This window comes from Pantoea sp. WMus005 (assembly GCF_013415305.1).
GTDB lineage: Bacteria > Pseudomonadota > Gammaproteobacteria > Enterobacterales > Enterobacteriaceae > Pantoea > Pantoea rara.
The window spans coordinates 322,796-346,610 of record NZ_JACBXU010000004.1 but is presented as its reverse complement, the minus strand read 5'-3'; the positions used below and the strand labels follow the sequence as shown (position 1 = coordinate 346,610).

Here is a 23,815-nt window from a genome sequence, read left to right as displayed (position 1 = left end):
TTATGAAAGAACAATACGTTACTCAGGTGACGGTCGAGGGCAAAGGCGACACCAAAGCGAAAGCCTTCGCCGATGCCCTGAGTCGGGTGCAGAACCAGGTTCTGCGCGCAACGCAAAAAATCCTGCTGCGCATTGAACCTCAGGATGTCCGGGTGCTGCGCGCGCAGGAGAGCGTCAAAACCGAGAAGTTTCTCTTCTTCTTTCTGGCGCGCCAGCGGCGGAACTTCAGTGTCACGCTGGAGATCACCGTCAGCGTCACCGTTTTCGACACCGAACAGGTGACGTTCACGGCGGCATCCTAAAACAGAGCCTGTTCATATCAGCCAGCCGTCTGCCCGATTCTCAGCTGTCGCGATCGCGCGGCAGTCAGGCGGGGCAATGGGGCGGCTGAGGCAGGACGGGTAAAAACGACAACAAGGTACAACAACATGTTTTTAATCATTTTGTTTAAGTCGTTGATTATTGGCGGGCTGGTTGGGGTTGGCGTCGGTGCGGGCGCTGCACGCATGTTTCACGCGCCAACCACTCAGGGCATGGGCGCCTTTCGTACACTGGGCGAGCTGAACTCGTGCGAAGGCGATCCGGCCTCCCACTTCTCCTTTGGTCTTGGCTTCTTTTTCAATGCCTGGGCATCGTCTGTCGCCGCCGGTTCATTCACGCAGGATGTGGATCATCGCATCATTCCAAACTGGGGTGCGGCCGCATTGATGGTGAAGAATCGCAATGTGGCTGAGACGCTGCATGACCCTAAAAAAATGGCCATCGCCTGCGGCATCATCGGCATGATCGTGGTCGCCTTCCTCAACTCCACTGCCTCGGCGGTTCCGGCTGCGCTGCAGGTTACGGCGGTCAAAGTACTGGTGCCCGCCGCAAACCTGCTGGTGAACACGGTGATGCCAGTGATCTTCTGGCTGGCGGCAATTGATGCTGGCAAAAAGTCAGGCTTCTGGGCCACCATTTTTGGCGGTCTGGCGCAGCTGATCATGGGCAATGCTGTGCCTGGACTGGTGCTGGGTATCCTGATCGGTAAAGGCGTGGAAGAGAGCGGCTGGAACCGGGTCACCAAAGTGATGATGGCCGCCATCGTGCTGCTGTTTGTGCTGAGCGCCTTCTTCCGGGGTTTTGACATGAAGCTGCTGCAGTCCTTCCAGCTCGGCATTCCCGGCTGGCTCGACATGATCCACAACTCAGTCAGCGGTAAATAAGAGGCGATGCGATGAACGAAAATAAAGGCTTCTGGTACGCCGACTGGTCTTTCCCGATCTTTGTTGGCCTGCTCTCCTCTGGTGTCTTTGCCGGGACCCACATGTACTACCTCTATGGCATTGGCGCGTTTAACGAAGTGGCGTTTGTATCGATGCTGCGTGCAGGCATGGAAACCGGCGTCTACGGCGCGGTCGCCGCCTTTGGTGCCAGCTTCCTGTTCGCCCGCATCATCGAAGGCTCACTGGTGGGCATTCTGGATATCGGCGGGGCAATTCAGACCGGCGTCGGGCTGGGCGTTCCGGCCCTGCTGCTGGGTGCAGGCATCGTCTTTCCGGTGGCGAATTTTGCGGCCTCGCTGGCGACCGGACTGGTGATCGGTGTGGCGATTGGCTACCTGATTATTCTGGCACGTAAATTCACCATCAATCAGAGCGACTCCACCTACGGCGCAGACGTGATGATGGGCGCGGGCAATGCGTCAGGGCGCTTTCTGGGACCGCTGATCATCCTGTCTGCCATGGCGGCCTCTATTCCGATTGGTCTGGGTTCGCTGCTGGGTGCGCTGCTGTTCTATCTCTGGAACAAGCCGATTACCGGCGGCGCCATCCTCGGCGCGATGATCCTGGGTGCGCTGTTCCCGATTGCTCTCTGAATCTCACCGGCAGCCCGGCAGCGGGCTGCTGTTTAGGAGAAACCATGTACGACTTGATTATCCGCAATGCGCGCCTCAGCGATGAGCAGGTGGTCGACATTGCGTTGCAGAATGGCCGCATCGCCGACGTGGGCAAGGTGCAGGGCAAGGCACAGCGCGAGCGCGATCTGGCTGGCCGCTACTACCTTAGCGCCGGCTGGATCGACTCCCACGTTCACTGCTATCCCAAATCACCGATTTACCATGATGAAGCGGACGCGATTGGCGTGGCGTATGGCGTCACCACGGTGGTCGATGCGGGCAGTACCGGCGCAGAACATATTGATGATTTCTACCAGCTGACGCGCGCGGCGCAGACGCAGGTCTATGCGCTGATTAATATCGCCCGCACCGGCATCGTCACCCAGAATGAGCTGGCCGACATGGCGCAGATCGATGGCGAGGCGGTGCAACAGGCGGTAGCGCGACTGCCCGATTTTATTGTCGGCCTCAAGGCGCGCATCAGCAGCAGCGTGGTCGGTCAGAATGGCGTCCAGCCGCTGATAAAAGCCAAATCGATTCAACAGGAGAGCGGCGGTCTGCCGCTGATGGTTCACATAGGCAACAATCCGCCCAGTCTCGACGAGATTGCGGATCTGCTCACCACGGGCGACATTATTACGCATTGCTTTAATGGCAAACCCAACCGCATCCTGACGTCACAGGGTGAACTTAAAGCGGCGGTCAAACAGGCTATCGCGCGGGGCGTCAGACTCGATATCGGCCATGGCAGCGCCAGTTTCAGCTTCGAGGTCGCTCGTGCGGCGATTGCACAGGGCATCCTGCCCGACACCATCAGCTCTGACATCTACTGCCGCAATCGTCTGGCCGGGCCGGTTCACAGCCTGGCGCATGTGATGTCGAAATTCTTCAGCGTCGGCATGACACTGTCGCAGGTGATCGACTGCGTCACGGTTAACGCGGCCGCCGGACTGCGCCTGCTGCGCAAAGGCCAGCTGAAAGTCGGCTACGACGCCGATCTGACTGTTTTTAGCGTGAAAGAGGAAGCCCGGCCCTTCATTGATTCAGAAGGTGAAGAGGTGACCGGTGAGAAGCATCTGGTTCCGCTGGCAGCGGTGGTCGCTGGCACGTGGATCGCGACGGAAGAAGGAATAGCGCATGATCTCGGTTTATGAAAAATATGGCCTGAAGCCAGTCATTAACGCCTCTGGCCGTATGACGATCCTCGGCGTCTCAACGCCATCAAGTGACGTGATCGATACGGTGAAGTATGGCCTCGATCACTACTTCGAAATGAAAGATCTGGTGGATAAGACGGGTGCTTTTATCGCCGGTCTGCTGAAGGTGGAGAATGCGCTGGTGGTCTCCTGCGCCTCAGCCGGTATCGCCCAGTGTGTGGCTGCGGTGATTGTTAAAGACAACGACTGGCTGGTGGATAACCTGCATGCTGCGCCGCTGACCGTTCCGAACCAGATTGTGGTGCCCAAAGGGCACAACGTGAACTATGGCGCGCCGGTCGGCAGCATGGTGGCGCTGGGTGGCGGGCAACTGGTGGAAGCGGGTTACAGCAACGAATGCTCACCTGCCCAACTGGCGGCGGCGATCACGCCACAGACTGCAGCAATCCTCTATGTGAAATCGCATCATTGCGTACAGAAGAGCCATCTTGATGTGGGGCAGGCCGCGGCAGTTGCGCGTGAGCATGGCCTTCCGCTGATCGTCGATGCGGCAGCGGAAGAGGATCTGCAATGCTACTACCAGGTGGGTGCCGATCTGGTGATCTACAGCGGCGCCAAAGCGATTGAAGGGCCGACCAGCGGACTGGTGATTGGCAGACACCATTACGTTGAGTGGGTCAAACGCCAGACCAACGGCATTGGCCGCGCGATGAAAGTGGGCAAAGAGGGGATTCTGGGGCTGACCCAGGCGATTGAAAACTATCTGTCGCAGCCAAAAATCAGCGGCGCGCAGATGGTGGAGAAAATGACGCCGTTTATTGAACAGCTCAACGGCTTAACGGGTGTGACAGCCCGCATCGTATGGGATGCAGCCGGACGCGACATCGCCCGGGCTGAGATCACGTTCGACGAAGACGTAATCCAGCAACGCACCGGCGATCTGGTGCAGGCGCTGAAAAAGGGCGACGTCGCCATCTACTTCCGTGGCTACAAAGCCAACGAGGGGATCATTGAGGCGGACGTGCGCAGCGTCAGCGCCGATCAACTGCACACTATTTTCACCCGCATTCAGGCCCTGTTAAACGGAGCGAAACACGCATGACGCTGACCCCCAATTTCTATCAGGATCGTCTCTGCCTTAACGTCCTGGCCGGATCGAAAGAGAATGCGCGCGCCATCTGGCAGGCAGCAGAAGGGCATGTGCTGGTTGGCGTGCTGTCAAAAAACTACGCCAGCAACGAAGCCGCGATCAAGGATATGCGCGAGTATGCCGCGCTGATCGATAATGCGCTCTCGGTAGGTCTCGGCGCGGGCGATCCTAATCAATCACAGATGGTGAGTGAGATTTCGGCGGTACTGCAACCGCAGCATGTGAATCAGGTCTTTACCGGCGTCGCCACCAGTCGTGCGTTGCTGGGCCAGTCACAGACGATAGTGAACGGTCTGATTTCGCCCACCGGTCAGCCGGGGCAGGTGAAAATCTCCACCGGACCGCGCAGCGCAAAATGCCAGGATGGGATCGTATCCATCGAAACGGCGATTGCGATGCTGCAGGATATGGGCGGCAGCTCGGTGAAATATTTCCCGATGGGCGGCTTGCAGGCGGTGGATGAGTATCGCGCTGTGGCGGAAGCCTGTGCAAAACAGGATTTCTGGCTGGAACCCACCGGCGGCATCGATCTGGAAAACGTCGGCGAGATCGTGCGCATTGCGCTGGACGCGGGTGTCAGCAAAGTGATCCCGCACGTCTACAGTTCGATCATCGATAAAACCAGCGGAGAGACCCGCATTGACGATGTGAAGCAACTGTTGGCCATCTGTAAAACAGTACTGGCCCGGTGATCGACACGATCGGCCTCTGACAGGCCGATCGCGCAACATGGACGTTGCGTGACGAACGCCGTAGGCTGACGTTCCCACTGGCTATCAGCAAACAGGTAATGCTTGTGAGATTTCCCAATCAGCGCCTTGCGCAACTGTTCGATGCCCTGCAAAACGAAACGCTGCCGCAGGATGAGCTGGCGCGGCGTTTTGCCGTCTCGACACGTACCGTGCGCACCGATATCACGGCGCTGAATGCGCTGCTGGCAGATCATGGCGCGCAGTTTATCCTGAGCCGAGGCGCGGGCTATCAGCTGAAGATTGAGGATGCCCAGCGCTTTCAGCATCTGCAGGAGCATGCCGCGTCGCCATTGCGGGTGCCGCGCACCTCGCCGGATCGGGTTCGCTATCTGCTGACCCGCTTTCTCACGGCGGCTTACGCGCTGAAACTTGAAGAGCTGGCGGAAGAGTGGTTTGTCAGCCGTGCTACCCTGCAGAACGATATGGCAGAAGTGCGCGAATGGCTGGGGCGCTATCACCTTACCATTGAGAGCAAGCCACATTACGGTATGAAGCTGTTTGGCAGCGAAGTGGCGATCCGGACCTGTCTCACCGACCTGTTATGGCAAATCGATCAGGCGCAGCCAGAAAGTCCGCTGCTGACGATCGAAGCGCTGAACAGCGGCATGCTGGAGACGCTGCGCCCGCTGCTGCAACGCTGTTTTGCACAGCACAACATTCGCCTCAGTGATGAAGGTGAACGCTATCTGCGGCTCTATTGCGCCGTGGCGGTGCGTCGCATCAGCGAAGGGTATCCGCTTAACGATCCAGGGGCCGAAGAGATTGATGATGAAGTGCGGGAAGCGGCACATCAGCTGATCAATCTGATGCGCCCGCTGGTCAGCAAACCGATTTCGCCAGCGGAAGAGAGCTGGCTGCGGGTCAACATCGCCGCGCGGCGCATTCAGACGGTCGCCCCCAGCGCCATCAACGCAGATGATGCCGATGCGCTGGTGGATTACCTGCTCAGCTTTATCAACACGCACTACAACTTCACTCTGCAAAACGATCAGCAGCTGCGCGCCGATCTGCTCACCCACATCAAAACCATGATTACCCGGGTGCGCTATCAGATTCACATTCCCAACCCGCTGCTCAGCAACATCAAACAGCACTATCCCATGGCTTATGATGTCACCCTGGCGGCGGTGACCAGCTGGGGGAAATATACGCCTTATGTGATCACCGAGAATGAGATTGGCTTTCTGGTGCTGCACATTGGCGTCGGGCTGGAGCGCCACTATGACGTGGGCTATCAGCGTCATCCGCAGGTATTACTGGTGTGCGACAGCGGTAACTCTACGCTGCGCATGATTGAGGCGATGCTGCTGCGTAAATATCCACAGTTGCAGGTCACAGCACGTCTGTCACAGCGCGAGTATGAGGAGCGCAGCCGCATCGACGAGGATTTTGTGATTTCCACCATCCGGCTCAGCGAAAAAGAGAAACCGGTGGTGGTGATCTCACCGTTTCCTACCGGTTTTCAGCTGGAGCAGATTGGCAAGCTGGTGCTGGTCGACCGGACGCGGCCCTACATGTTGGCGAAATTTTTTGATGCCCAGCACTTTCATATCGTCGACAAGCCGATGACCCGGTCTGCGCTGTTTCGCCAGCTGAGCGATCAGCTGCAGGAGGAGGGGTTTGTAGATGCGGCGTTCTATCCGTCGGTCGAAGAGCGCGAAGCGATTGTCAGCACCATGCTGGGTGACGGTATTGCGCTGCCCCACTCGCTGGGACTACTGGCAAAGAAAACCGTGGTGTATACCGTACTGGCACCGCACGGCATTCCCTGGGGAGACGATACCGCCTATGTCATCTTCCTGCTGGCGATCAGCAAAAGTGAATATGAAGAGGCGATGGCGATATACGATCTGTTTGTGACGTTCCTGCGTGAAAGGGCAATGACCCGCCTGCGGGACAGCACCGATTTCACCCGCTTCCGTGCGGTGGCGATGGATTGCCTGAGTCGGCCGTAGGCTTTTTAGTTTTTCTTCGCCAGCAGACGGGGGATTTCGCGCAGACACCAGGATTTGGCTTCGCCCATGCTGTCACGCCGCCACGCCATAATAATATCGACCTCGCGGGTATATTCCGGACTCACCACGCGCAGACGGCCTTCCGCAATATCCTGTTCCACCAGTGAATAGGGCATGGTCGCCACGCCCAGACCGGCCAGCAGCGCACGGCGCTTATCGTCCATGCTGCTCACGGTCAGGCGCTGCTGCTTATCCAGCAACTGTACGGTCAGCACCGGGCGCTCACGCGCGGTATCTGCCACTGCAATGCCACGGTATTTCACCCGCGTCACTTCAGACTGAGGTTCAGGCTCGTTATGGATCGGATGGTCAGCACTGGCGACGTAAACACTCATCATGGTGTAGAGCTTGCGGGTATTGATCTCGGTTGAGGCGCGGAAGTGCATATCGGGGGCAATCACGATATCGGCCCGGCCCTGTTCCAGCCGCTCCCACGCGCCCGCCAGTACTTCAGTGACCAGCGAAAATTGCGTATTGGCTTTATCGGCCAGCTTTGTCACCAAGGGGAAAAGTGCATCAATGGGCACCAGCGCTTCGGTGACGATCGTCAGATGGGTTTCCCAGCCACGAGCCAGCGCTTCCGCATCGGTGGTGAGCTTATCGGCCGCTTCCAGCAGTACCCGGCCACGCTCCAGCAGCATGCGTCCCACGTTGGTAAATTTAGTGCGGTGACCAGAGCGGTCAAACAGCACCACATCCAGCTCCTCTTCCAGCTTTTGCATGGTGTAGCTGAGGGCAGAAGGAACGCGCCCCAGTTCATCTGCTGCCGCTGCAAAACTGCCACGTCGATCAATCGCATCCATAACGCGTAAAGATTCAAGGGTTAACGCACGCTCTTTAGCCATCCCGGTTCTCTGTCAGGAAATTTGAACATGCCGGGCAGATTAACTGGCTAACAATCCGGCGTCCAGACTTTTACCATGGGGGTATAAAGTCCGTGGCCGATTCTCGTCACCGGATGCCGGAGGTAAATAATGATAACGACACGCAGTGCGTCGGCATGTGGCCAGGCCGATTTCGGTTGGTTACAGGGCCGATACAGTTTCTCTTTTGGCCACTATTTTGATCCTAAACTGATGGGCTATGCCTCGCTACGTGTGCTGAACCAGGAAGTGCTGGCGCCGGGTGCGGCTTTTCAGCCGCGTACCTATCCTCAGGTCGATGTGCTCAACATCGTGCTGCAGGGTGAAGCTGAATACCGGGACAGTGAAGGCAACACCATCAGCGTGCGGGAAGGAGAGGCGCTGCTGCTCTCTGCCCAGCAGGGGGTGAGTTACACCGAAATTAACCTGAGCAAAGATCGTCCACTGACACGTATGCAGCTGTGGCTGTCTGCCTGTCCTGAGCGCGAAAATCCGAGGATGCAGAAGATTGCCCTGACGGAAGGCCGTTTGTCTCAGCTGATCGCCTCGCCGGATGGGATAGATGACAGTCTGCAGTTGCGTCAGCAGGTGTGGATTCATCAGGTCGAGCTGGCGCCGGGCGAACAGCATTCGCTGCGGATACAAGGGCCACGAGCCTATCTGCAGTCAATTCATGGTTCGCTGGAGGCGATGTCCGGCACGGATCATCAGGAGAAGCTGGGCTGTGGCGATGGCGCGTTTTTGCAGGAAGAGAAGCTGTTGCAGCTGAAAGCGAAAACCGCGACCCGCGCGCTGGTCATCGATATTCCGGTCTGAGAATCAGGCAATAAAAAAGGCGGCCATGGCCGCCTTTCTTTTGTTTAGCGAATTACTTCAGCATGGTGAAGGCGGTAGTAACGTGCTTCACACCACTGACGCGGCTGGCGACATCCGCCGCGGCCTGCGCTTCCTGTTGTGTCACCAGACCCAGCAGGAACACTTCGCCATTCTCCGTCGTCACTTTCACGTTGGATGATTTCACCTGATCGCTGCCCAGCAGCTGCGAGCGGATTTTGGTGGTGATCCAGGTGTCGGATGACGTCGTGCCCAGCGTCACTTTCTGGCCAATGCGGATCTCGTTATAAACTTCGGTTGCGCCATCAACACCCATAGTGATCTGTTTGGCACGATTGGCGATCTCCTGCGAAGGCGCCTGACCAGTCAGCAACACTTTGCCCTGATAGGCGGTGGCGACAACACGGGCATCGGTTTTAATCTGCTGATCTTTTGCCAGCGCATTCGTGACGCGTAGCTCCAGCGTGCCGTCATCAACCTGCGTACCCACTGAGCGGGGATCGGTGGCCGTTTTGGTGGCCACAGCTGCGCCACCAGCGACCACGGCTACACAGCCCTGTAGCAGCATGGCGGTTAACAGAATAGCTATAGCATTCAATGCTTTCATTCGTGCTCCTTCAGTCATTCCTGATGGGGAAAGAGAGTGTTATCGATCAGATCGCATAGGCAATTCACGGTCAGCATATGCATCTCCTGAATACGGGCGCTGCGGTGCGATGGAATACGGATTTCCACATCCTGCGGACCCAGCAGTCCGGCGAGCTCTCCGCCATCATACCCGGTAAGCGCAACGATAGTCATATCACGTGTTACCGCCGCTTCTACGGCCTTAACGATGTCACGGGTGTTGCCACGGGTTGAGATAGCCAGTAACACATCGCCTGCGTGTCCCAGCGCGCGTACCTGCTTGGCATAGATCTCATCGTGCAGACGGTCATTACCAATGGCAGTCAGCATCACATTGTCAGCACTTAACGCCAGCGCCGGTAAGCTGGGACGCTCGGTCTCAAAACGGTTAATCATGCTGGCGGCGAAGTGCTGGGCATTGGCGGATGAAGCGCCGTTACCACAGCTCAGGATTTTATTGCCATTCAGTAACGACTGCACCAGCGTCATAGCTGCGCGGGAGATGGCATCGGGCAACGCCTCGGCTGCGGCAATCTGAGTCTGAATACTTTCGGTAAAACATGCTTTAATTCTTTCCTGCACACGACCACCTGGTTCTAAACGTCTGCATTAAAGGCATTCGGCAGCCACTCGAGCGCCGTGCCGGTAATGGCGATGATGTCGAAACGGCAATTCACTGTTTCAAAACTGCCGCCGCGTTGCGCCAGCCAGAGAGCGGCAGCACGCAGCAGCTTGTGTTGTTTATTACGGGTAACGCTGGCGAGTGCACCACCGTAACGCGCATCGCGTCGGTAGCGGACTTCAACAAACACCCAACAGTGCCCGTCACGCATAATCAGGTCAAGTTCACCATTGCGAAAGTGAACATTACTGGCGACCCATATCAGGCCAGCCTGCTCCAGATAGCGCCGGGCATCTTCTTCATGCCCGGCACCAATCTGACGGCGATTTAGTTGGCCGGTGTGATTTCGCCCCGACGATACTGGTTCCATGTCAACTTCCTGTTGATCACACAATCCGTGTCGGCGCTGAGCTTGCCGGTATTGCCATCCAGCGTGAAGCCAGGAGACTGACGCATCTGGTTAAAGTGATTCGCCAGCGTCCAGGCATCCATACCCATGGCATACAGGCGCACCAGCGAGTAGTCATTATTGAATGACTTCGACGTCTGCTGCATCAGGCCAGGATTGCTGCCGGAAAGCAGCGGGATATCGCTGAACTGCAGGCCATCCATTTCTAACCGGAAGTCCGGGCCGGCACCGGCCTGCGCGCTGCGCGAGCTGGCGTAGAGCGAGATGTTGCTGCGACTGCCGGTGCGCATGGTGATCATCGGTTTAATCAGCTGCAGTTCATCCTGCGTTGAGACGATGTAAACCGCATCGACGCCGCCACCGCTGCTGGTGCTGACCACATTGGGCGTGCCCGGCTGCGGTGCCGGAATAGTCATGCCCGCAATCGAAACGCCTTGCGGCTCAGCAGGTGCAGCGTTTACTGGCGTGCCCGACAGGCTGATGCCCGCGCCGCTGTTGATGCCCTGTTTCAGCTCAGCGGTCGAGCCAAAGCGCTGCTGCATGACGGTACTGCCACCCAGTTTCTGCCACTCCTGCGCAAACGCGTTAGTCACGCGATCGCCCAGGCCGCTGCGCGGAACTAACAACAGTGGCTGGCGTTTGCCCTGTTCCCAGATATGGTGCGCGGCATCGCGCGCTTCGTCTTCAGGAGAAAGCGCAAAGTAGCAAATATTCGGATGGTTCTGGATCTTCTCTGGCTCGTTGAGTGCCAGCACGTTCAGCGGCGTCTGGCTGTTGGCGACCTTCTCAACGTTGCTCTTCAGCAGCGGGCCAACCACGATAGTGGCGCCATCCTGCTGTGCCTGCTGCATCACCTGCTCAATTGGCTGGCTGCTGGTGTCATAGACCTTGATCTGAGCGTTGCTGACCGGTGCGGCAGCAGCAGGCTGAGATTGGGGCTGTGACTGAGGCTGTGGTGCGGTGGCGGCAGACTGCTGCGGCGCGCTGATCGGATCGGCAGACGATCCCGCAGCGGCCGCAGGTTGGGTGCTGGCTGCTGCATCCGCAGCGGCGGGCTGGGCAGCCGCCGGCTGAGCGACTGGCGCGGAAACGCCATTCTTCGCATCGTTAAAGCCTTTCTGAATCGCATTCGCGAACACCTGCGCCTGGCCATTCAGCGGCAGCAGCAGGGCGATAATGCTGGTGGAGGCTTTGGTGTAGTTCTGCATCTGGCTCAGCTGCGTCGGCAGCGTTTTGGCGGCCGGGTTCTGCGGATAGCGGGTCTGCCAGTCTTTGATGCCGGACTTCAGCATCTCAGCATCCTGGGCATTGGCGCGCCAGACCGCGAGCAGATCCAGCCAGCCCTGCAGCACATTCTCATCAGCATTGATCACCAGGTTGCTGACATCCTGCGGCGACATTTGCGTCAGGGTCTGCCAGGTGGCGTCAATATTGCCCTGATGATCGGTGCCTTTCAGCAGCGGTTCCTGGGCAATATAGTTGCGCAGCAGTGAGAGTGAAGGGCGGCCCTGTGCGCTGGCAATCTGCAGGCTGTAATAACGCGCCAGCTGATCCTGCGACAGTGCGCCGGTTTTTACTGCCGCTAACAGCGGTTCAGCGTCTTTGATCTTCTGTTGTGTAATCAGCAATTGCGCTTTCAGCAGCAGGGATTCCTGTTGCTGCGTCTCAGAGAGCTGCTGCGGCAACTGACTCAGTTGTTGGGTCGCCTCAGGATACTTTCCTTCCTTCAACAGGGCGCGGATTGCAAGTAATTGCCAGTCGGTCTTGCTATCATCGCTGCTTTGCTGCGCTTGCTGCAGATAGTAAGCGGAGCTGGCGGTAACTGGCCCCTGAATATTGACGGTTGAGGTTTGCGGCCCCTGACCGCTACATGCGGCTAAAATCAGCCCAGCAAGAATGACAGGCAGAAAGCGTCCTGCTTTATGACGAACGACTTTTGAAGGAAGCATACTGTATCCAGTGATGTTTTTTTCAAGATGCTCAATATTAAATCGGCAATTCGGATGAAACAATGAAACAACACGATCGGGCAGAGATTTCTGCCAGCACGCTCTACATCGTTCCAACCCCGATTGGTAATTTGGGTGATATCACCCAGCGGGCGCTGACGGTGCTTTCGAGCGTCGATCTGGTCGCTGCGGAAGATACACGTCATACCGGACTGTTGCTACAACATTTCGCCATCAATGCGCGACTCTTCTCACTTCATGACCACAACGAGCAGCACAAGGCTGAGCTGCTGCTGACGAAGCTGCAGGAGGGTCAAAGCATAGCCTTAGTTTCTGATGCTGGCACGCCGCTGATCAATGATCCGGGCTACCATCTGGTGCGTCGCTGCCGTGAAGCGGGCATCCGTGTGGTGCCGCTGCCGGGCGCCTGTGCCGCCATTGCCGCGTTAAGTGCCGCAGGACTGCCCTCCGATCGGTTCTGTTACGAAGGGTTTCTGCCCGCCAAAACCAAAGGCCGTTGCGATGCCCTGCGGGCGCTGGTGCAGGAACCGCGTACGCTGATTTTCTATGAATCGACCCATCGTCTGATCGACAGCCTGCAGGATATGGTGAGTGAGCTGGGGCCTGAACGCTACGTCGTGCTGGCGCGCGAGCTGACCAAAACCTGGGAGTCGATTTACGGTGCGCCGGTCGGCGAGCTGCTGGCCTGGGTAAAAGAAGATGAGAATCGTCGTAAAGGCGAGATGGTGCTGATTGTCGAAGGGCACAAAGTCGATGATGACGATGCGTTACCCGCTGATGCACTGCGTACGCTGGCGCTGCTGCAAAAAGAGCTGCCGTTGAAGCGCGCGGCTGCGCTGACCGCTGAGATCCACAGCGTGAAGAAGAATGCCCTCTATAAGTATGCGCTGGAGCAGCAAGAGGCGTGACAAATGCCTTCGGATGTCCTATTATCCCGCGCCGAAGCTGACCAGACAGTCGCCGCTTTGTCGTCGTCCTCACTTGTGGGGAGACGGGCAGAGGGGAGGAAAGTCCGGGCTCCATAGGGCAGGGTGCCAGGTAACGCCTGGGAGGCGCAAGCCTACGACCAGTGCAACAGAGAGCAAACCGCCGATGGCCCAGAAATGGGATCAGGTAAGGGTGAAAGGGTGCGGTAAGAGCGCACCGCGCGACTGGCAACAGTTCGTGGCACGGTAAACTCCACCCGGAGCAAGGCCAAATAGGGGTTCACAAGGTACGGCCCGTACTGAACCCGGGTAGGCTGCTTGAGCCAGTGAGCGATTGCTGGCCTAGATGAATGACTGTCCACGACAGAACCCGGCTTAACGGTCAGCTTCGACTTTTTACCAGAAACCCCGCTTCGGCGGGGTTTTTGCTTTTGCGGGCCAGGTGCAGGCAGCGATGAATGACTGTCCACGACGTGCTTTATGAAAAGAACGCGGCTTAACGGTCAGCACCGACTTTTTACCAGAAACCCTGCTTCGGCGGGGTTTTTAATGTGGCGCTATGCTAATGCAGCTTAACCACGGCCGTGCGGCTCATCCCAGTCAAACGCCGGACCCAGCGAGATCACGCCGTTCGGGTTGATGGTCTTGTGGCTGCAGTAGTAGTGGTGACGGATATGCGGAAGATTGACTGTCTCTGCAATGCCCGGCATCTGATAGATATCACGCAGGAAACCACTGAGGTTTCTGTAGTCACTGATCCGGTGACGATCGCATTTAAAGTGGGTCACATAGACCGGATCGAAGCGTACCAGGGTGGTCCACAACCGCAGATCCGCTTCGGTCAGTTGATCGCCGGTGAGATAGCGATGCTGGCCCAGGAGCTGCTCCAGTCGCGACAGCGAATGGAACAGCGCAGTCACAGCCTCGTCATAAGCGGACTGCGACGTCGCAAAGCCCGATTTATACACGCCGTTATTAACCGTGTCGTAGATCCAGCCATTCAGCTCATCAATCTTCTCGCGCAGCGCTACCGGATAGTAGTCACCCGCACGGGCACCGACCGCATCAAATGCACTGTTGAACATGCGGATGATATCAGCCGATTCATTGCTGACGATGGTGTTCTGCTGCTTGTCCCACAATACCGGCACGGTTACACGGCCACTGTACTGCGGGTCAGCATGCAAATAGAGCTGATAAAGGAACTCGTTCTGATAGAGCTTATCGCCCGTCGCATCCTGAAAGGTGTCATCGAAGGTCCAGCCGTTCTCCAGCATCAGCGGATGCACCACGGAGACATCGATCATGCTATCCAGACCCTTCAGCTGAAGCATCAGTAGCGTACGGTGCGCCCAGGGGCAGGCCAGCGAGACATAAAGATGATAGCGATCGCGCTCAGCAGCAAATCCCGCTTTGCCCACCGGACCGGCGCTACCGTCCGCCGTGACCCAGTTGCGAAAAGCCGACTCTGAACGTTTGAAACGTCCGCCAGTGGATTTGGTGTCGTACCAGGTGTCATGCCAGACACCGTCAATTAACTGTCCCATAATGGCTCCAATGCAAACAGGGCGGGGTAATTTCCCCGCCCTGCTAAGTATATGTGGCATTACGCTTTATGTGAGATTAGCGCGCAATCGTCTGTGGTTTTCTTTTGCTGATCAGGCGATCAATGCTGTATGCGCCTGGACCCACCAGACCTAACACCAGGAAACCACCCGCGATAGAGAGGTTTTTCATGAACATCAGCTGATTCACACCTTCGGCAAAGTTACTGTGAAACAGAAACGCGGTCAGGATGGTGAAGCCTGCAGTGAACAGGGCAGTGAAACGGGTCAGGAAACCAAACAGAATGGCCAGACCGCCGCCAAACTCCAGCAGAATAACCAGCGGCAGCATAAAGCCAGGGACGCCCATCGCTTCCATATATTGCTGAGTACCTGCATAACCGGTGATCTTGCCCCAGCCGGCCGTAATGAACAGGATTGGCATCAGGAGGCGAGCCACTAATAAACCGACATCTTCGAATTTTTTCATCATTTACTCCAGCGCTATCAGGAATGCAGGGCAAGCTGCCCGCAGGGTTTATGCCCGCTGAAAGCACTACTGCGTTCATTGGGTTGATGGCTGGAGATGATAATCGCGGAGTGGAAAGGTTGTAAGCGAGATATACTGTCAGTGTTTTTCAGAAAATCTGATGAAGAAAAGCCGGCCTTTTCAGGACCGGCTTTAAGCAGGACTAACGCGGAGGCAATGCGGACTTAATCATGCGCCAGGTACTCCAGGCGCTGAATCCCCGTTTTGCCCAGCGTAACAGCATGTTGGGACTGCGAACTGAGTAGATGGCCAGCGCGCTGCTGCCAATCGCCAGATAGCGACGTAAGCTGAGGAAAGTAAACCAGCCACGATCGTAATGTGCGGTGCCTTCCAGCCAGTCACGCCGCGCAGCGCTTAAATCCAGCCGCTGCTGCTGCACGTGCTTAAGCAGTTCATGGATGCGTTCTTCACGCTCGCGGCGGCTCATCAGCGCTGGTCCTCAAGCAAATTACGATCAGTTTCAAGCTCTTTGCGCGTGTGGCGCAACAGCGTGGACTGACGCGATTTGTGCAGGGTCCACAGCCCCAGAATAACCGCCAGCAGCAGCAGTGTGCCGGTCGTGATGCCAATGGCCATCAGACGGTACTGCGCATCCACTGCCCAGATAATCAGAACCATCAGGCTCATCAGACCAAATGCAGTGAACAGCATTGTCAGGCCAACCATCAACAGCAGCTGAATCAGGTTAGCTTTCTCGTGCTCCAGTTCCACCACTGCCAGACGAACACGCGTCTCGACCATGCCAACCAGGGTGGTTACAATGCGCTGGCCGATGTTAATGACCCCTTTAGCCGGGCCGTGGTTATGCTGTGAGTCAGCCATAGTTATCGACGCGAGATGAGCATGCCCAGTGCGACGCCAATCGCTGCACCGATGCCCACACCTTGCCATGGATTTTCACGCACGTAGCCTTCGGCTCTCTGCGCCGCTTCACGCGTGGTCGCAGCAATGCGCTCGCTTGATTCGCCCAGACGTTCACGTGAACTATCCAGCGCATCACGCGCTTTACTGCGAAGTTTATCCAGCTCGCCTTTGGATTTCTCAGTACTGCTGCTCAGCACTTCTTCCAGGGTATCAGCGAGGTTTTTCAGTTCAGCACGCAAATGTTCCGATGATGTGTCTTTAGACATAAAATACTCCTTTAACATCAGTTGGTTAATTCCAATTAATAGGGCTCCGCCTGTAACTTTTTCAGTTCCCGGCGCGCTTCATCCAGTTTTTGTTGTCGCTTAGCAATCTTGTCCCTGTCATGGCCCTCTCCACGCTCTTCCTTGAGTGCGTGCTCGCGCTCTGCAACTTTCTGCTTTTGAGCGTTAATTCTTTCCAGATGGGCGGCTTCCAGCTTTTTGTCACTGCAATCAGCCCGGACTTCGGTCAGCGCACGCTCCAGGCCATTAACCCGGCGCTGGTTGTTATGCTTCTGCGCCATCCCGATTTCACGCTGAATATCCTGTTCTTTTTGCTCACATAGCGATTCCGACGCCAGCAGTGAACCCGACAGAGAAAACAGCGCGACGCCCAGTAATACTTGATATTTCATCGGTCCTGAACCTTCCATTGCGATCTGATTCGTCAGCACTCGCTGAATCTTATGCCTGCGGATGCCGGGAATCGACTCTCGGTTAAGCATAGACACCCATAGTAAAAAGTTCAAAGAAGACCGGGAGATAGAGTGCCTTTAAGACCGCCACACCACCCGTGGCGGTCTTAAAAAAAGAGGAGAGTCGTGAGATTACGCCAGTGAGAGGTGCTGAGAGTGATCGTGTTGCGCCACGATAAAGCCCTGTGGAAGCAGGCGGCGTAAGACCTTCTGTGCGGCCAGACTCTGCTCTTCGCTGTCAAAATGGATGATCAGTGCATCACCCGCAGGCGTAATGCTTTTGATCCGAATACCCTGCGCGCTTAATTGCTGATAAAGATAAAAACCATCCGGCAGCGTTGCGCCAGCATGGGAAACCCGAATCTGGACGACCGTCTCGTGTTTCATCAGCGGTGGGATTGCACAAAGTGCGACCAGCGCAAACGCGCCAGCAATCAACCACGGTAACCACCGTTTAGGAATAGCCTGCAACAGTTTCATTACTCGGCTTTCCCGTTCTGATTCGCCTGTCGCTTACGCCATATCACCACCAGCGATCCCACCAGACCAAACACCAGCAGTGCCAGCGGCAGCATCATCAGGAAGAACATCATCTCGTCTTCGTAACGACGGAAAATCGGGGTTTTACCCAGCGCGAAACCGATAACGGTCAGAATCATGACCCACAGGAACGCACTGACCCAGTTGAAGAACTGAAAGCGGGCATTGCTGAGGCCTGATAAACCCGCGATGGTCGGCAGCAGAGTACGGACAAACGCGATAAAGCGACCAATCAGCAGCGCGGATAAGCCGTGACGGTGGAACATGCTGTGCGCACGCAGATGATACTGGGCGGGAAGATGGGAGAGCCACTTCTGTACCGTGGGTGTGTTACCCAGCCAGCGGCCCTGTATATAGCTCACCCAGCAGCCAAGGCTGGCACCGGTGGTTAAAACCAGAATCGTGATGGGGAAACTCATGGCGCCTTTGGCAATCAGTACGCCGACCAGAATCAGCAGACTGTCACCCGGCAGAAATGCGGCGGGAAGAAGGCCATTTTCTAAAAACAAAATCATAAACAGCACGCCGTAAATGGCCCAGACCAGCGTGGGATCGGAGAGGGTTTCGTAGTCCTGCTGCCACAGGGCATGCAGCAACGATTGCAAAATATCCATCAATTCATTCCTGAACATCATTGTTAAACATGTCCCACAGGGACTTAAGCGCAGACCGGCATTTCGTTATAAATTTTAGGCGCGCAGCCTGGGCGGGGCTTTTCCGGATCCTTCCAGAATTGATTGTTAAATCAGCGACTTTATAATCCCCTGTCGCAAAGGGTAATAAAAGGGCGATAACTGTAACAAAAATCGCCTGTCTGAGACAGGAAAACTCTCTTGCGAACAGGAGTTTTACCTTGTGAAACGGCCTGTAAAAAGGAGCTTTACATGACCTGACACTATTGCAGACTAACTGACCATTTCGGGGTGTTTTCAGGCAATTTTAGCGGGCGTTATCAAACCCATCAGGCAGGATGACCGGATTCTCACCAAACATGTAACGGTCCACGTTAAATTCAAAATCATCCGCCGTCGCGTTAAACAGCATCTGTTTAGTATTTTCCAGATGTTGCCACATCGCCAGTTTGCTGGCGGCGGGATCTTTACGCATCAGCGCCTTGAGAATCTGATCGTGGTCGTCGCACCAGCTGAGAATGCTGCGCTGGTCGATGTGTTCGTGAAGTTTGAGCCAGTAGGGATTGTGAAGGCGATGCAGCCACATTTTCTCAACGATGGCGGCTAAGGCACTGTTCTGGGTGGATTGCGCGATACGCACATGAAACTGCATGTCCCACTCGGAATCGCGGAAGTGATCCTCCTGACGGGCTTTTTCCTGAATCGCCATCAGGTCGATGATGTCCTGACGTGTCACCTGTGTAGCAGCGAATTCCGCTACGTTACTCTCAATCAGCTGGCGCGCCTGCAGTAATTCAAACGGGCCAAACGTTGCAAACTCAAGCTGACTACTGGTCGGGGCGATGCGGTTCTGCTGCTGGCTGGCAATAACGTGAATGCCAGAACCTTTACGAACCTCAACATAGCCTTCAACTTCCAGCATAATGATCGCTTCGCGGACGACAGTGCGGCTCACTTCCATCTCTTCAGCAATCAGACGCTCAGCAGGCAGTTTTTCACCAACCGGATAGATCCCGGTTTCAATGCGGTTTTTCAGCTCGCTGGCCAGCTGTTGATAGAGTCGACGGGATTCAGTGAGGTCCATAGCACAATCCTGGTAGCAGACAGATAAGTTGTTATACCACTTCAGGCGGTGCGAGGAAATGGGCTGGCTTGCGCCAGCCCGGCAGATCAATTATGAACAGCGCTGGCTGGCGGAATCACCACCTCAGCATTCAGCTCTGAAATCGGTTTATTTTTCAGGACTGTCCAGATCACCACGGCACCCAGCAGATCAAACACGGCCAGTGCGGCAAACAGCGGGCTGAAGCCCAGCGTATCGGCCAGTGCACCGACAACCAGTGCAAACATGGTACTTGCGGTCCAGGCGGCCATACCGGTTAAGCCGTTAGCCGTCGCGACTTCATTGCGGCCGAAAACATCTGAGGACAGGGTGATCAGCGCGCCAGAGAGAGCCTGATGCGCGAAGCCGCCGATGCACAGCAGACCAATGGCGACATACGGGCTGGTGAACAGGCCGATGGTACCCGGCGCAATCATTAATACCGCACCCATCGTTACCACCATCTTGCGGGAAACGATCAGATTAACGCCGAACCAGCGCTGAAACAGCGGCGGCAGATAGCCACCCAGGATACAGCCGAAGTCCGCGAACAGCATTGGCATCCAGGCGAACATCGCAATCTCTTTCAGATTGAAGCCGTACACCTTGAACATGAACAGCGGAATCCAGGCGTTGAACGTGCCCCATGCCGGTTCTGCCAGAAAACGCGGCAGAGCAATGCCCCAGAACTGGCGGTTACGGATAATCTGCAGAGCCGACATTTTGCGGGTGTTGCCGGTCTGATGCTGCGCTTCCTGACCGGAAATAATATAGTCGCGCTCTTCATCGCTTAGCTTCTTCTGCTGTTTCGGATGCTTGTAAAACACCAGCCAGCAAAGTGCCCAGGCCATGCTCAGCACACCGGTCATGATAAAGGCCATCTGCCAGCTATGCGCCACGATCGCCCAGACAACCAGCGGCGGAGCCAGCATCGCGCCGATAGATGAACCGACGTTAAAGTAGCCTACTGCGACCGAGCGCTCTTTAGCCGGGAACCACTCACTGCTCGCCTTCAGACCGGCCGGAATCATCGCCGCTTCAGCCGCACCGACGGCACCGCGCGCCAGGGCAAGGCCGCCCCAGCTGCCTGCCATCGCGGTGGCGGCACAGAAAATGGCCCACAGCACAGCAAACACCGCGTAGCCGACTTTGGTGCCCAGCAGATCCAGCACATAACCCGCCACCGGTTGCATCAGCGTGTAGCAGGCTGAATAGGCCGCAATGATGTAGGAGTACTGCTGCGTGGTGATATGCAGCTCTGACATTAATGTCGGGGCCGCCACGGCGATGGTGTTACGGGTCAGATACCCCAACACCGTACCGATCGTCACCAGTCCAATCATGTACCAGCGCAACCCTTTGATCTTACGCATCCTCTACCTCTTCCAGTTCTGTATGCGGTCTTGCCGCTGTTGTTATCTGGAGCGGGACAGCACGTGATGCAGCTCTGCTCACGCCCGCAGGTTCTGTCATAGCAACCCTGTTCTGACCTTGCCGTTATCTGAGTCACTAACGACCTCATGATGGAGCGAGAGCCTAACTTGTTATACAACTTTAAAAGTTGAGAGCCATCACAAAAACCCTTTCTGCACTGTGGGATACTGGAAACCTGCGTAATGACAGCCATTTAGCGCGCTACGAGCGACAAAAATGTCCATAACGGCAGTCTGGTACCGCCGTTTATGTGAGCAGGATCGCAAATAAATCCGTAACGGACTAAAATTGGTATGATAACTTTGAGCCATTAGTGGTTCAGTAGATGAGGAAGCATGTATGTCACGTTTCATGACTGAGGATTTTTTGCTGGATAGCGAATTCGCCCGTCGTCTCTATCACGACTACGCTAAGGATCAGCCAATTTTCGACTATCACTGCCACTTACCGCCGCAGCAGATTGCCGAAAATTATCGCTTCGCCAACCTTTATGACATCTGGCTGAAGGGCGATCACTACAAGTGGCGGGCAATGCGCGCCAACGGTGTGGCTGAGGCGTTCTGTACCGGCAACGCCAGCGATCGTGAAAAGTTTGACGCCTGGGCGCGCACCGTGCCGCACACCATCGGCAACCCGCTCTATCACTGGACCCATCTGGAATTACGCCGGCCTTTCGGCATCACAGACACGCTGCTTTCTGAGAAAACCGCCGACACCATCTGGCATCGCTGCAATGAACTGCTGGCGCAGGATAGCTTCACCACGCGCGGTATCATGCAACAGATGAAGGTGAAGATGGTCGGCACCACGGACGATCCGCTGGATGACCTGCGCCATCACCGCGCGCTGGCAGAAGACACCGGCTTCAGCGTCAAAGTGCTGCCGAGCTGGCGTCCGGATAAAGCCTTTAATATCGAAGCCGAAACCTTCCTGCCGTGGATCGAAACGCTGGAGCAGCTGACCGACATCAGCGTGCAGCGTTTTGACGATCTGCGCAGCGCCCTGTATCAGCGTCTGGATCACTTCGCGGCCCACGGCTGTAAAGTCTCTGATCACGCGCTGGATGTGGTCTGTTACGCCGAGGCGGATGACGCCACACTGGATGCGATTCTGGCACGTCGTCGCAGCGGTGCCGCGCCGAATCCGCAGGAAACGGCGCAGTTCAAAACGGCGGTACTGGTCTGGCTGGGCAGCGAATATGCGCGCCGTGGCTGGGTGCAGCAGTATCACATTGGCGCACTGCGCAACACCAACCCGCGCCAGTATCAGTTGCTGGGGCCGGATGTGGGCTTTGACTCCATCAACGACCAGCCGCTGGCTGAGCCGCTGGCACGCCTGCTGGGCGCGCAGAATCTCAATAATGCGTTGCCGAAAACTATTCTCTACTGCCTGAACCCGCGCGACAACGAAGTGCTGGCGACGATGGCGGGTAACTTCCAGGGCGAAGGTCAGGCGGGCAAAATGCAGTTCGGTTCAGCCTGGTGGTTCAACGATCAGCTGGACGGTATGCAGCGTCAGATGACCCAGCTGGCGCAGATTGGCCTGCTGAGCCGCTTCGTCGGGATGCTGACCGACAGCCGCAGCTTCCTCTCTTACACCCGCCACGAATATTTCCGCCGGTTACTGTGCCAGATGATGGGCCGCTGGGTGGAGCAGGGTGAAGCGCCAGCCGATGAAGCGCTGTTAGGCCAGATGGTGCAGAACATCTGCTTCAACAATGCCCGTGATTACTTCGGCATCGAGCTGGGAGCCTGATAATGAAAAGGCTAAACCGCCACGATTTTCCGGGCGCGGTCTATCGCGACCGGGTTATCCAGTTCGGCGAGGGTAACTTCCTGCGCGCCTTTATTGACTGGCAGATTGACTGGCTGAATGAACATCAGGGTACCGATGCCGGGATCGTGGTGGTGCGGCCGCGTAACCGTGAAGTCAGCGACAGCCTGAATCAGCAGGATGGACTCTACACCACGCTGATCCGCGGACTGAACGACCAGGGGGAGCAGGTCAGTGAAACCCGGCTGATCCGCAGCCTCAACCGTGAGATCCAGCCCTGGCAGCAGTTTGGTGAATTTATGGCGCTGGCCCGGAACCCTGACCTGCGCATGGTCTTCTCCAATACCACCGAAGCGGGCATCGCCTTTGTGGGTACGGATCAGCTCACCGATCAGCCCGCCAGCAGCTTTCCCGGTAAACTGACGCAGCTGCTTTGGGCGCGCTATTCCCACTTCAATGGTGCCAGCGACCGGGGCTGGCTGGTGGTGCCGTGTGAGCTCATTGACCATAACGGCGACACGCTGCGCGATCTGGTGCTGCGCTACGCTGATCACTGGCATCTGCCATCAGAATTTAAAACCTGGATTCATCAGCACTGCGCCTTCTACAACACCCTGGTGGATCGCATCGTCACCGGCTTCCCGGCGGAGAGTGAGCAGCTGCAACGCGAACTGGGTTATGAAGACCGCTATCTGGTGGCGGGCGAAGTCTATTACCAGTTTGTGATTCAGGGACCGTCGGCTTTATTCAGTGAACTGAAGCTGGCGGCGCTGTCCCCGCAGGTCCGGCATGTAGATGACATTGCGCCTTATAAAGCGCAGAAAGTGGCCATCCTCAATGGCGCGCACACTGCGATGGTGCCGGTGGCGTTTCTGGCTGGTCTTGAAAGTGTGGGGGAGGCGATGGCCGATCCGGCGATTGCCGGATTTGTGGATAACCTGCTGCGTCACGAAGTGATCCCGACGCTGGATTTGCCTGCTGATGAGCTGCACGCCTTCGCCGATGCGGTTCAGCGCCGCTTTCGCAATCCGTTTATTCGCCACGCGCTGCTGTCGATTGCCCTTAATGGCATGACCAAGTTCCGCACCCGTCTGCTGACGCCACTGCTTGCCGCGCATCAGCAAACCGGTGAGTGGCCGACGCACATCACTTTTGCGCTGGCGGCGCTGATCGCTTTTTACCGTGGTGAGTCAGCCGGCAAAAGCTGGCCATTACAGGACGAGCCACAATGGTTACAGCACTACGCCGACGCCTGGAAAGCGGTTGATGCGGACCAGATGTCACCGGCACAGCTGGTAGACGGCGTGCTTAGCGACGCGCAACACTGGGGCGAAGAGTTAACCCGTCAGCCCGGACTGGCTGCGGTTGTCACCCAACACCTGCAAAATATCATCGCCCACGGAATGCGTGAGGCGCTGAGCCAACTGAGATAACGC

The 23,815-nt window shown here is 56.6% G+C and carries 26 protein-coding genes and 1 other RNA gene; 12 read left to right on the top strand and 15 right to left on the bottom strand.

Translation table 11 applies throughout. The features are described from left to right. Positions 1-2: 2 nt before the first annotated feature. From HZZ01_RS16475 to HZZ01_RS16445, 7 genes are all read left to right on the top strand, one after another. On the top strand, positions 3-302 hold the full coding sequence (locus HZZ01_RS16475) for a DUF4312 family protein (protein WP_179898636.1): 300 nt from the start codon (positions 3-5) through the stop codon (positions 300-302). Between the two features lie 126 nt (positions 303-428). Then, positions 429-1,205, top strand: a complete 777-nt coding sequence (locus HZZ01_RS16470) for a DUF4311 domain-containing protein (protein WP_179898635.1) — start codon at positions 429-431, stop codon at positions 1,203-1,205. Between the two features lie 11 nt (positions 1,206-1,216). After that, a complete protein-coding gene (locus tag HZZ01_RS16465) occupies positions 1,217-1,858 on the top strand; it encodes a DUF4310 family protein (protein WP_010256482.1) in 642 nt (213 codons plus the stop codon). A 44-nt stretch (positions 1,859-1,902) separates the two neighbouring features. Continuing rightward, positions 1,903-3,033, top strand: coding sequence for an amidohydrolase/deacetylase family metallohydrolase (locus HZZ01_RS16460; protein WP_179898634.1), 1,131 nt, complete (start codon positions 1,903-1,905; stop codon positions 3,031-3,033). Next, on the top strand, positions 3,017-4,138 hold the full coding sequence (locus HZZ01_RS16455; protein ID WP_179898633.1) for a DgaE family pyridoxal phosphate-dependent ammonia lyase: 1,122 nt from the start codon (positions 3,017-3,019) through the stop codon (positions 4,136-4,138). Before HZZ01_RS16460 ends, HZZ01_RS16455 begins: the two co-directional genes overlap by 17 nt. After that, positions 4,135-4,878 carry a KDGP aldolase family protein gene (locus tag HZZ01_RS16450; RefSeq protein ID WP_179898632.1) on the top strand — a complete coding sequence of 248 codons (744 nt, stop codon included), beginning with the start codon at positions 4,135-4,137 and terminating at the stop codon, positions 4,876-4,878. Before HZZ01_RS16455 ends, HZZ01_RS16450 begins: the two co-directional genes overlap by 4 nt. A 104-nt stretch (positions 4,879-4,982) precedes the next feature. Continuing rightward, positions 4,983-6,893 carry a transcription antiterminator gene (locus HZZ01_RS16445; RefSeq protein ID WP_179898631.1) on the top strand — a complete coding sequence of 637 codons (1,911 nt, stop codon included), beginning with the start codon at positions 4,983-4,985 and terminating at the stop codon, positions 6,891-6,893. 5 nt (positions 6,894-6,898) lie between these two features. On the opposite strand, the gene HZZ01_RS16440 is transcribed toward HZZ01_RS16445, so the two are convergent. Continuing rightward, complete coding sequence (locus HZZ01_RS16440; protein WP_003855535.1) at positions 6,899-7,798, bottom strand: LysR family transcriptional regulator; 900 nt, start codon at positions 7,796-7,798, stop codon at positions 6,899-6,901. A 129-nt stretch (positions 7,799-7,927) separates the two neighbouring features. Between HZZ01_RS16440 and HZZ01_RS16435 the strand changes: the two genes are divergently transcribed. Further along, positions 7,928-8,632: a pirin family protein gene (locus tag HZZ01_RS16435; RefSeq protein WP_003855536.1), complete on the top strand. Its 705-nt coding sequence runs from the start codon at positions 7,928-7,930 to the stop codon at positions 8,630-8,632. A gap of 52 nt (positions 8,633-8,684) precedes the next feature. Here the strand turns inward: HZZ01_RS16435 and dolP are convergent, their stop codons facing one another. Genes dolP through HZZ01_RS16415 form a run of 4 tightly spaced genes read right to left on the bottom strand, consistent with a single transcriptional unit; the run spans position 8,685 to position 12,257 of the window. Beyond that, entirely contained in the window at positions 8,685-9,257 is a 573-nt protein-coding gene (gene dolP / locus HZZ01_RS16430; protein WP_008925774.1) for a division/outer membrane stress-associated lipid-binding lipoprotein, read from the bottom strand. A 14-nt stretch (positions 9,258-9,271) separates the two neighbouring features. Next, complete coding sequence (gene diaA, locus HZZ01_RS16425; RefSeq protein WP_003855538.1) at positions 9,272-9,859, bottom strand: DnaA initiator-associating protein DiaA; 588 nt, start codon at positions 9,857-9,859, stop codon at positions 9,272-9,274. Between the two features lie 14 nt (positions 9,860-9,873). Continuing rightward, positions 9,874-10,269: a YraN family protein gene (locus HZZ01_RS16420; RefSeq protein ID WP_179898630.1), complete on the bottom strand. Its 396-nt coding sequence runs from the start codon at positions 10,267-10,269 to the stop codon at positions 9,874-9,876. Further along, the gene (locus tag HZZ01_RS16415; RefSeq protein ID WP_179898629.1) at positions 10,227-12,257 is read right to left on the bottom strand and encodes a penicillin-binding protein activator; all 2,031 of its coding nucleotides are present in this window, start codon (positions 12,255-12,257) and stop codon (positions 10,227-10,229) included. Before HZZ01_RS16415 ends, HZZ01_RS16420 begins: the two co-directional genes overlap by 43 nt. A gap of 62 nt (positions 12,258-12,319) precedes the next feature. Here HZZ01_RS16415 and rsmI point away from each other — a divergent pair, with 62 nt between their 5' ends. Next, positions 12,320-13,186 carry a 16S rRNA (cytidine(1402)-2'-O)-methyltransferase gene (gene rsmI / locus HZZ01_RS16410; protein WP_179898628.1) on the top strand — a complete coding sequence of 289 codons (867 nt, stop codon included), beginning with the start codon at positions 12,320-12,322 and terminating at the stop codon, positions 13,184-13,186. 33 nt (positions 13,187-13,219) lie between these two features. Continuing rightward, positions 13,220-13,598, top strand: an RNA gene (gene rnpB, locus HZZ01_RS16405) — RNase P RNA component class A. A 178-nt stretch (positions 13,599-13,776) separates the two neighbouring features. Here rnpB and HZZ01_RS16400 read toward each other — a convergent pair. The 10 genes from HZZ01_RS16400 to HZZ01_RS16355 form a co-directional block, all read right to left on the bottom strand. After that, a complete protein-coding gene (locus tag HZZ01_RS16400) occupies positions 13,777-14,751 on the bottom strand; it encodes a glutathione S-transferase family protein (RefSeq protein ID WP_179898627.1) in 975 nt (324 codons plus the stop codon). Positions 14,752-14,827: 76 nt separating this feature from the next. Further along, positions 14,828-15,238: a DoxX family protein gene (locus tag HZZ01_RS16395; protein ID WP_179898697.1), complete on the bottom strand. Its 411-nt coding sequence runs from the start codon at positions 15,236-15,238 to the stop codon at positions 14,828-14,830. A 202-nt stretch (positions 15,239-15,440) separates the two neighbouring features. Then, the gene (locus tag HZZ01_RS16390) at positions 15,441-15,725 is read right to left on the bottom strand and encodes a YqjK-like family protein (protein ID WP_179898626.1); all 285 of its coding nucleotides are present in this window, start codon (positions 15,723-15,725) and stop codon (positions 15,441-15,443) included. Further along, positions 15,725-16,120, bottom strand: a complete 396-nt coding sequence (locus tag HZZ01_RS16385; RefSeq protein ID WP_082203994.1) for a phage holin family protein — start codon at positions 16,118-16,120, stop codon at positions 15,725-15,727. Before HZZ01_RS16385 ends, HZZ01_RS16390 begins: the two co-directional genes overlap by 1 nt. Before the next feature lie 2 nt (positions 16,121-16,122). Further along, positions 16,123-16,428, bottom strand: a complete 306-nt coding sequence (locus HZZ01_RS16380; RefSeq protein ID WP_179898625.1) for a YqjD family protein — start codon at positions 16,426-16,428, stop codon at positions 16,123-16,125. Between the two features lie 35 nt (positions 16,429-16,463). Then, positions 16,464-16,838 (bottom strand): DUF1090 domain-containing protein, encoded by a 375-nt coding sequence (locus HZZ01_RS16375; RefSeq protein ID WP_179898624.1) that lies wholly within the window; start codon positions 16,836-16,838, stop codon positions 16,464-16,466. 192 nt (positions 16,839-17,030) lie between these two features. Further along, positions 17,031-17,378: an EnvZ/OmpR regulon moderator MzrA gene (gene mzrA / locus HZZ01_RS16370; protein WP_003850221.1), complete on the bottom strand. Its 348-nt coding sequence runs from the start codon at positions 17,376-17,378 to the stop codon at positions 17,031-17,033. Further along, positions 17,378-18,052: a DedA family protein gene (locus HZZ01_RS16365; protein WP_179898623.1), complete on the bottom strand. Its 675-nt coding sequence runs from the start codon at positions 18,050-18,052 to the stop codon at positions 17,378-17,380. Before HZZ01_RS16365 ends, mzrA begins: the two co-directional genes overlap by 1 nt. A 325-nt stretch (positions 18,053-18,377) precedes the next feature. Beyond that, entirely contained in the window at positions 18,378-19,154 is a 777-nt protein-coding gene (exuR, locus tag HZZ01_RS16360) for a transcriptional regulator ExuR (RefSeq protein WP_179898622.1), read from the bottom strand. A gap of 86 nt (positions 19,155-19,240) precedes the next feature. Beyond that, the gene (locus HZZ01_RS16355) at positions 19,241-20,545 is read right to left on the bottom strand and encodes an MFS transporter (protein ID WP_179898621.1); all 1,305 of its coding nucleotides are present in this window, start codon (positions 20,543-20,545) and stop codon (positions 19,241-19,243) included. Between the two features lie 400 nt (positions 20,546-20,945). Here HZZ01_RS16355 and uxaC point away from each other — a divergent pair, with 400 nt between their 5' ends. Continuing rightward, positions 20,946-22,361 carry a glucuronate isomerase gene (uxaC, locus tag HZZ01_RS16350; protein WP_179898620.1) on the top strand — a complete coding sequence of 472 codons (1,416 nt, stop codon included), beginning with the start codon at positions 20,946-20,948 and terminating at the stop codon, positions 22,359-22,361. Positions 22,362-22,363: 2 nt separating this feature from the next. Further along, complete coding sequence (locus HZZ01_RS16345; RefSeq protein WP_179898619.1) at positions 22,364-23,812, top strand: tagaturonate reductase; 1,449 nt, start codon at positions 22,364-22,366, stop codon at positions 23,810-23,812. The last annotated feature ends 3 nt before the right edge of the window (positions 23,813-23,815 follow it).

Excerpts from the sequence above, each read along its gene's own strand:
- mzrA (WP_003850221.1), bottom strand. The coding sequence starts at position 17,378 with ATGAAACTGTTGCAGGCTATTCCTAAACGGTGGTTACCGTGGTTGATT.
- HZZ01_RS16415 (WP_179898629.1), bottom strand. The coding sequence starts at position 12,257 with ATGCTTCCTTCAAAAGTCGTTCGTCATAAAGCAGGACGCTTTCTGCCT.
- dolP (WP_008925774.1), bottom strand. The coding sequence starts at position 9,257 with ATGAAAGCATTGAATGCTATAGCTATTCTGTTAACCGCCATGCTGCTA.
- HZZ01_RS16365 (WP_179898623.1), bottom strand. The coding sequence starts at position 18,052 with ATGGATATTTTGCAATCGTTGCTGCATGCCCTGTGGCAGCAGGACTAC.
- HZZ01_RS16375 (WP_179898624.1), bottom strand. The coding sequence starts at position 16,838 with ATGAAATATCAAGTATTACTGGGCGTCGCGCTGTTTTCTCTGTCGGGT.
- HZZ01_RS16385 (WP_082203994.1), bottom strand. The coding sequence starts at position 16,120 with ATGGCTGACTCACAGCATAACCACGGCCCGGCTAAAGGGGTCATTAAC.
- HZZ01_RS16465 (WP_010256482.1), top strand. The coding sequence starts at position 1,217 with ATGAACGAAAATAAAGGCTTCTGGTACGCCGACTGGTCTTTCCCGATC.
- HZZ01_RS16395 (WP_179898697.1), bottom strand. The coding sequence starts at position 15,238 with ATGAAAAAATTCGAAGATGTCGGTTTATTAGTGGCTCGCCTCCTGATG.
- HZZ01_RS16345 (WP_179898619.1), top strand. The coding sequence starts at position 22,364 with ATGAAAAGGCTAAACCGCCACGATTTTCCGGGCGCGGTCTATCGCGAC.
- HZZ01_RS16435 (WP_003855536.1), top strand. The coding sequence starts at position 7,928 with ATGATAACGACACGCAGTGCGTCGGCATGTGGCCAGGCCGATTTCGGT.
- rsmI (WP_179898628.1), top strand. The coding sequence starts at position 12,320 with ATGAAACAACACGATCGGGCAGAGATTTCTGCCAGCACGCTCTACATC.
- uxaC (WP_179898620.1), top strand. The coding sequence starts at position 20,946 with ATGTCACGTTTCATGACTGAGGATTTTTTGCTGGATAGCGAATTCGCC.
- HZZ01_RS16355 (WP_179898621.1), bottom strand. The coding sequence starts at position 20,545 with ATGCGTAAGATCAAAGGGTTGCGCTGGTACATGATTGGACTGGTGACG.
- HZZ01_RS16440 (WP_003855535.1), bottom strand. The coding sequence starts at position 7,798 with ATGGCTAAAGAGCGTGCGTTAACCCTTGAATCTTTACGCGTTATGGAT.
- HZZ01_RS16400 (WP_179898627.1), bottom strand. The coding sequence starts at position 14,751 with ATGGGACAGTTAATTGACGGTGTCTGGCATGACACCTGGTACGACACC.
- HZZ01_RS16470 (WP_179898635.1), top strand. The coding sequence starts at position 429 with ATGTTTTTAATCATTTTGTTTAAGTCGTTGATTATTGGCGGGCTGGTT.
- HZZ01_RS16450 (WP_179898632.1), top strand. The coding sequence starts at position 4,135 with ATGACGCTGACCCCCAATTTCTATCAGGATCGTCTCTGCCTTAACGTC.
- HZZ01_RS16455 (WP_179898633.1), top strand. The coding sequence starts at position 3,017 with ATGATCTCGGTTTATGAAAAATATGGCCTGAAGCCAGTCATTAACGCC.
- HZZ01_RS16460 (WP_179898634.1), top strand. The coding sequence starts at position 1,903 with ATGTACGACTTGATTATCCGCAATGCGCGCCTCAGCGATGAGCAGGTG.
- HZZ01_RS16475 (WP_179898636.1), top strand. The coding sequence starts at position 3 with ATGAAAGAACAATACGTTACTCAGGTGACGGTCGAGGGCAAAGGCGAC.
- HZZ01_RS16390 (WP_179898626.1), bottom strand. The coding sequence starts at position 15,725 with ATGAGCCGCCGCGAGCGTGAAGAACGCATCCATGAACTGCTTAAGCAC.
- HZZ01_RS16380 (WP_179898625.1), bottom strand. The coding sequence starts at position 16,428 with ATGTCTAAAGACACATCATCGGAACATTTGCGTGCTGAACTGAAAAAC.
- HZZ01_RS16420 (WP_179898630.1), bottom strand. The coding sequence starts at position 10,269 with ATGGAACCAGTATCGTCGGGGCGAAATCACACCGGCCAACTAAATCGC.
- exuR (WP_179898622.1), bottom strand. The coding sequence starts at position 19,154 with ATGGACCTCACTGAATCCCGTCGACTCTATCAACAGCTGGCCAGCGAG.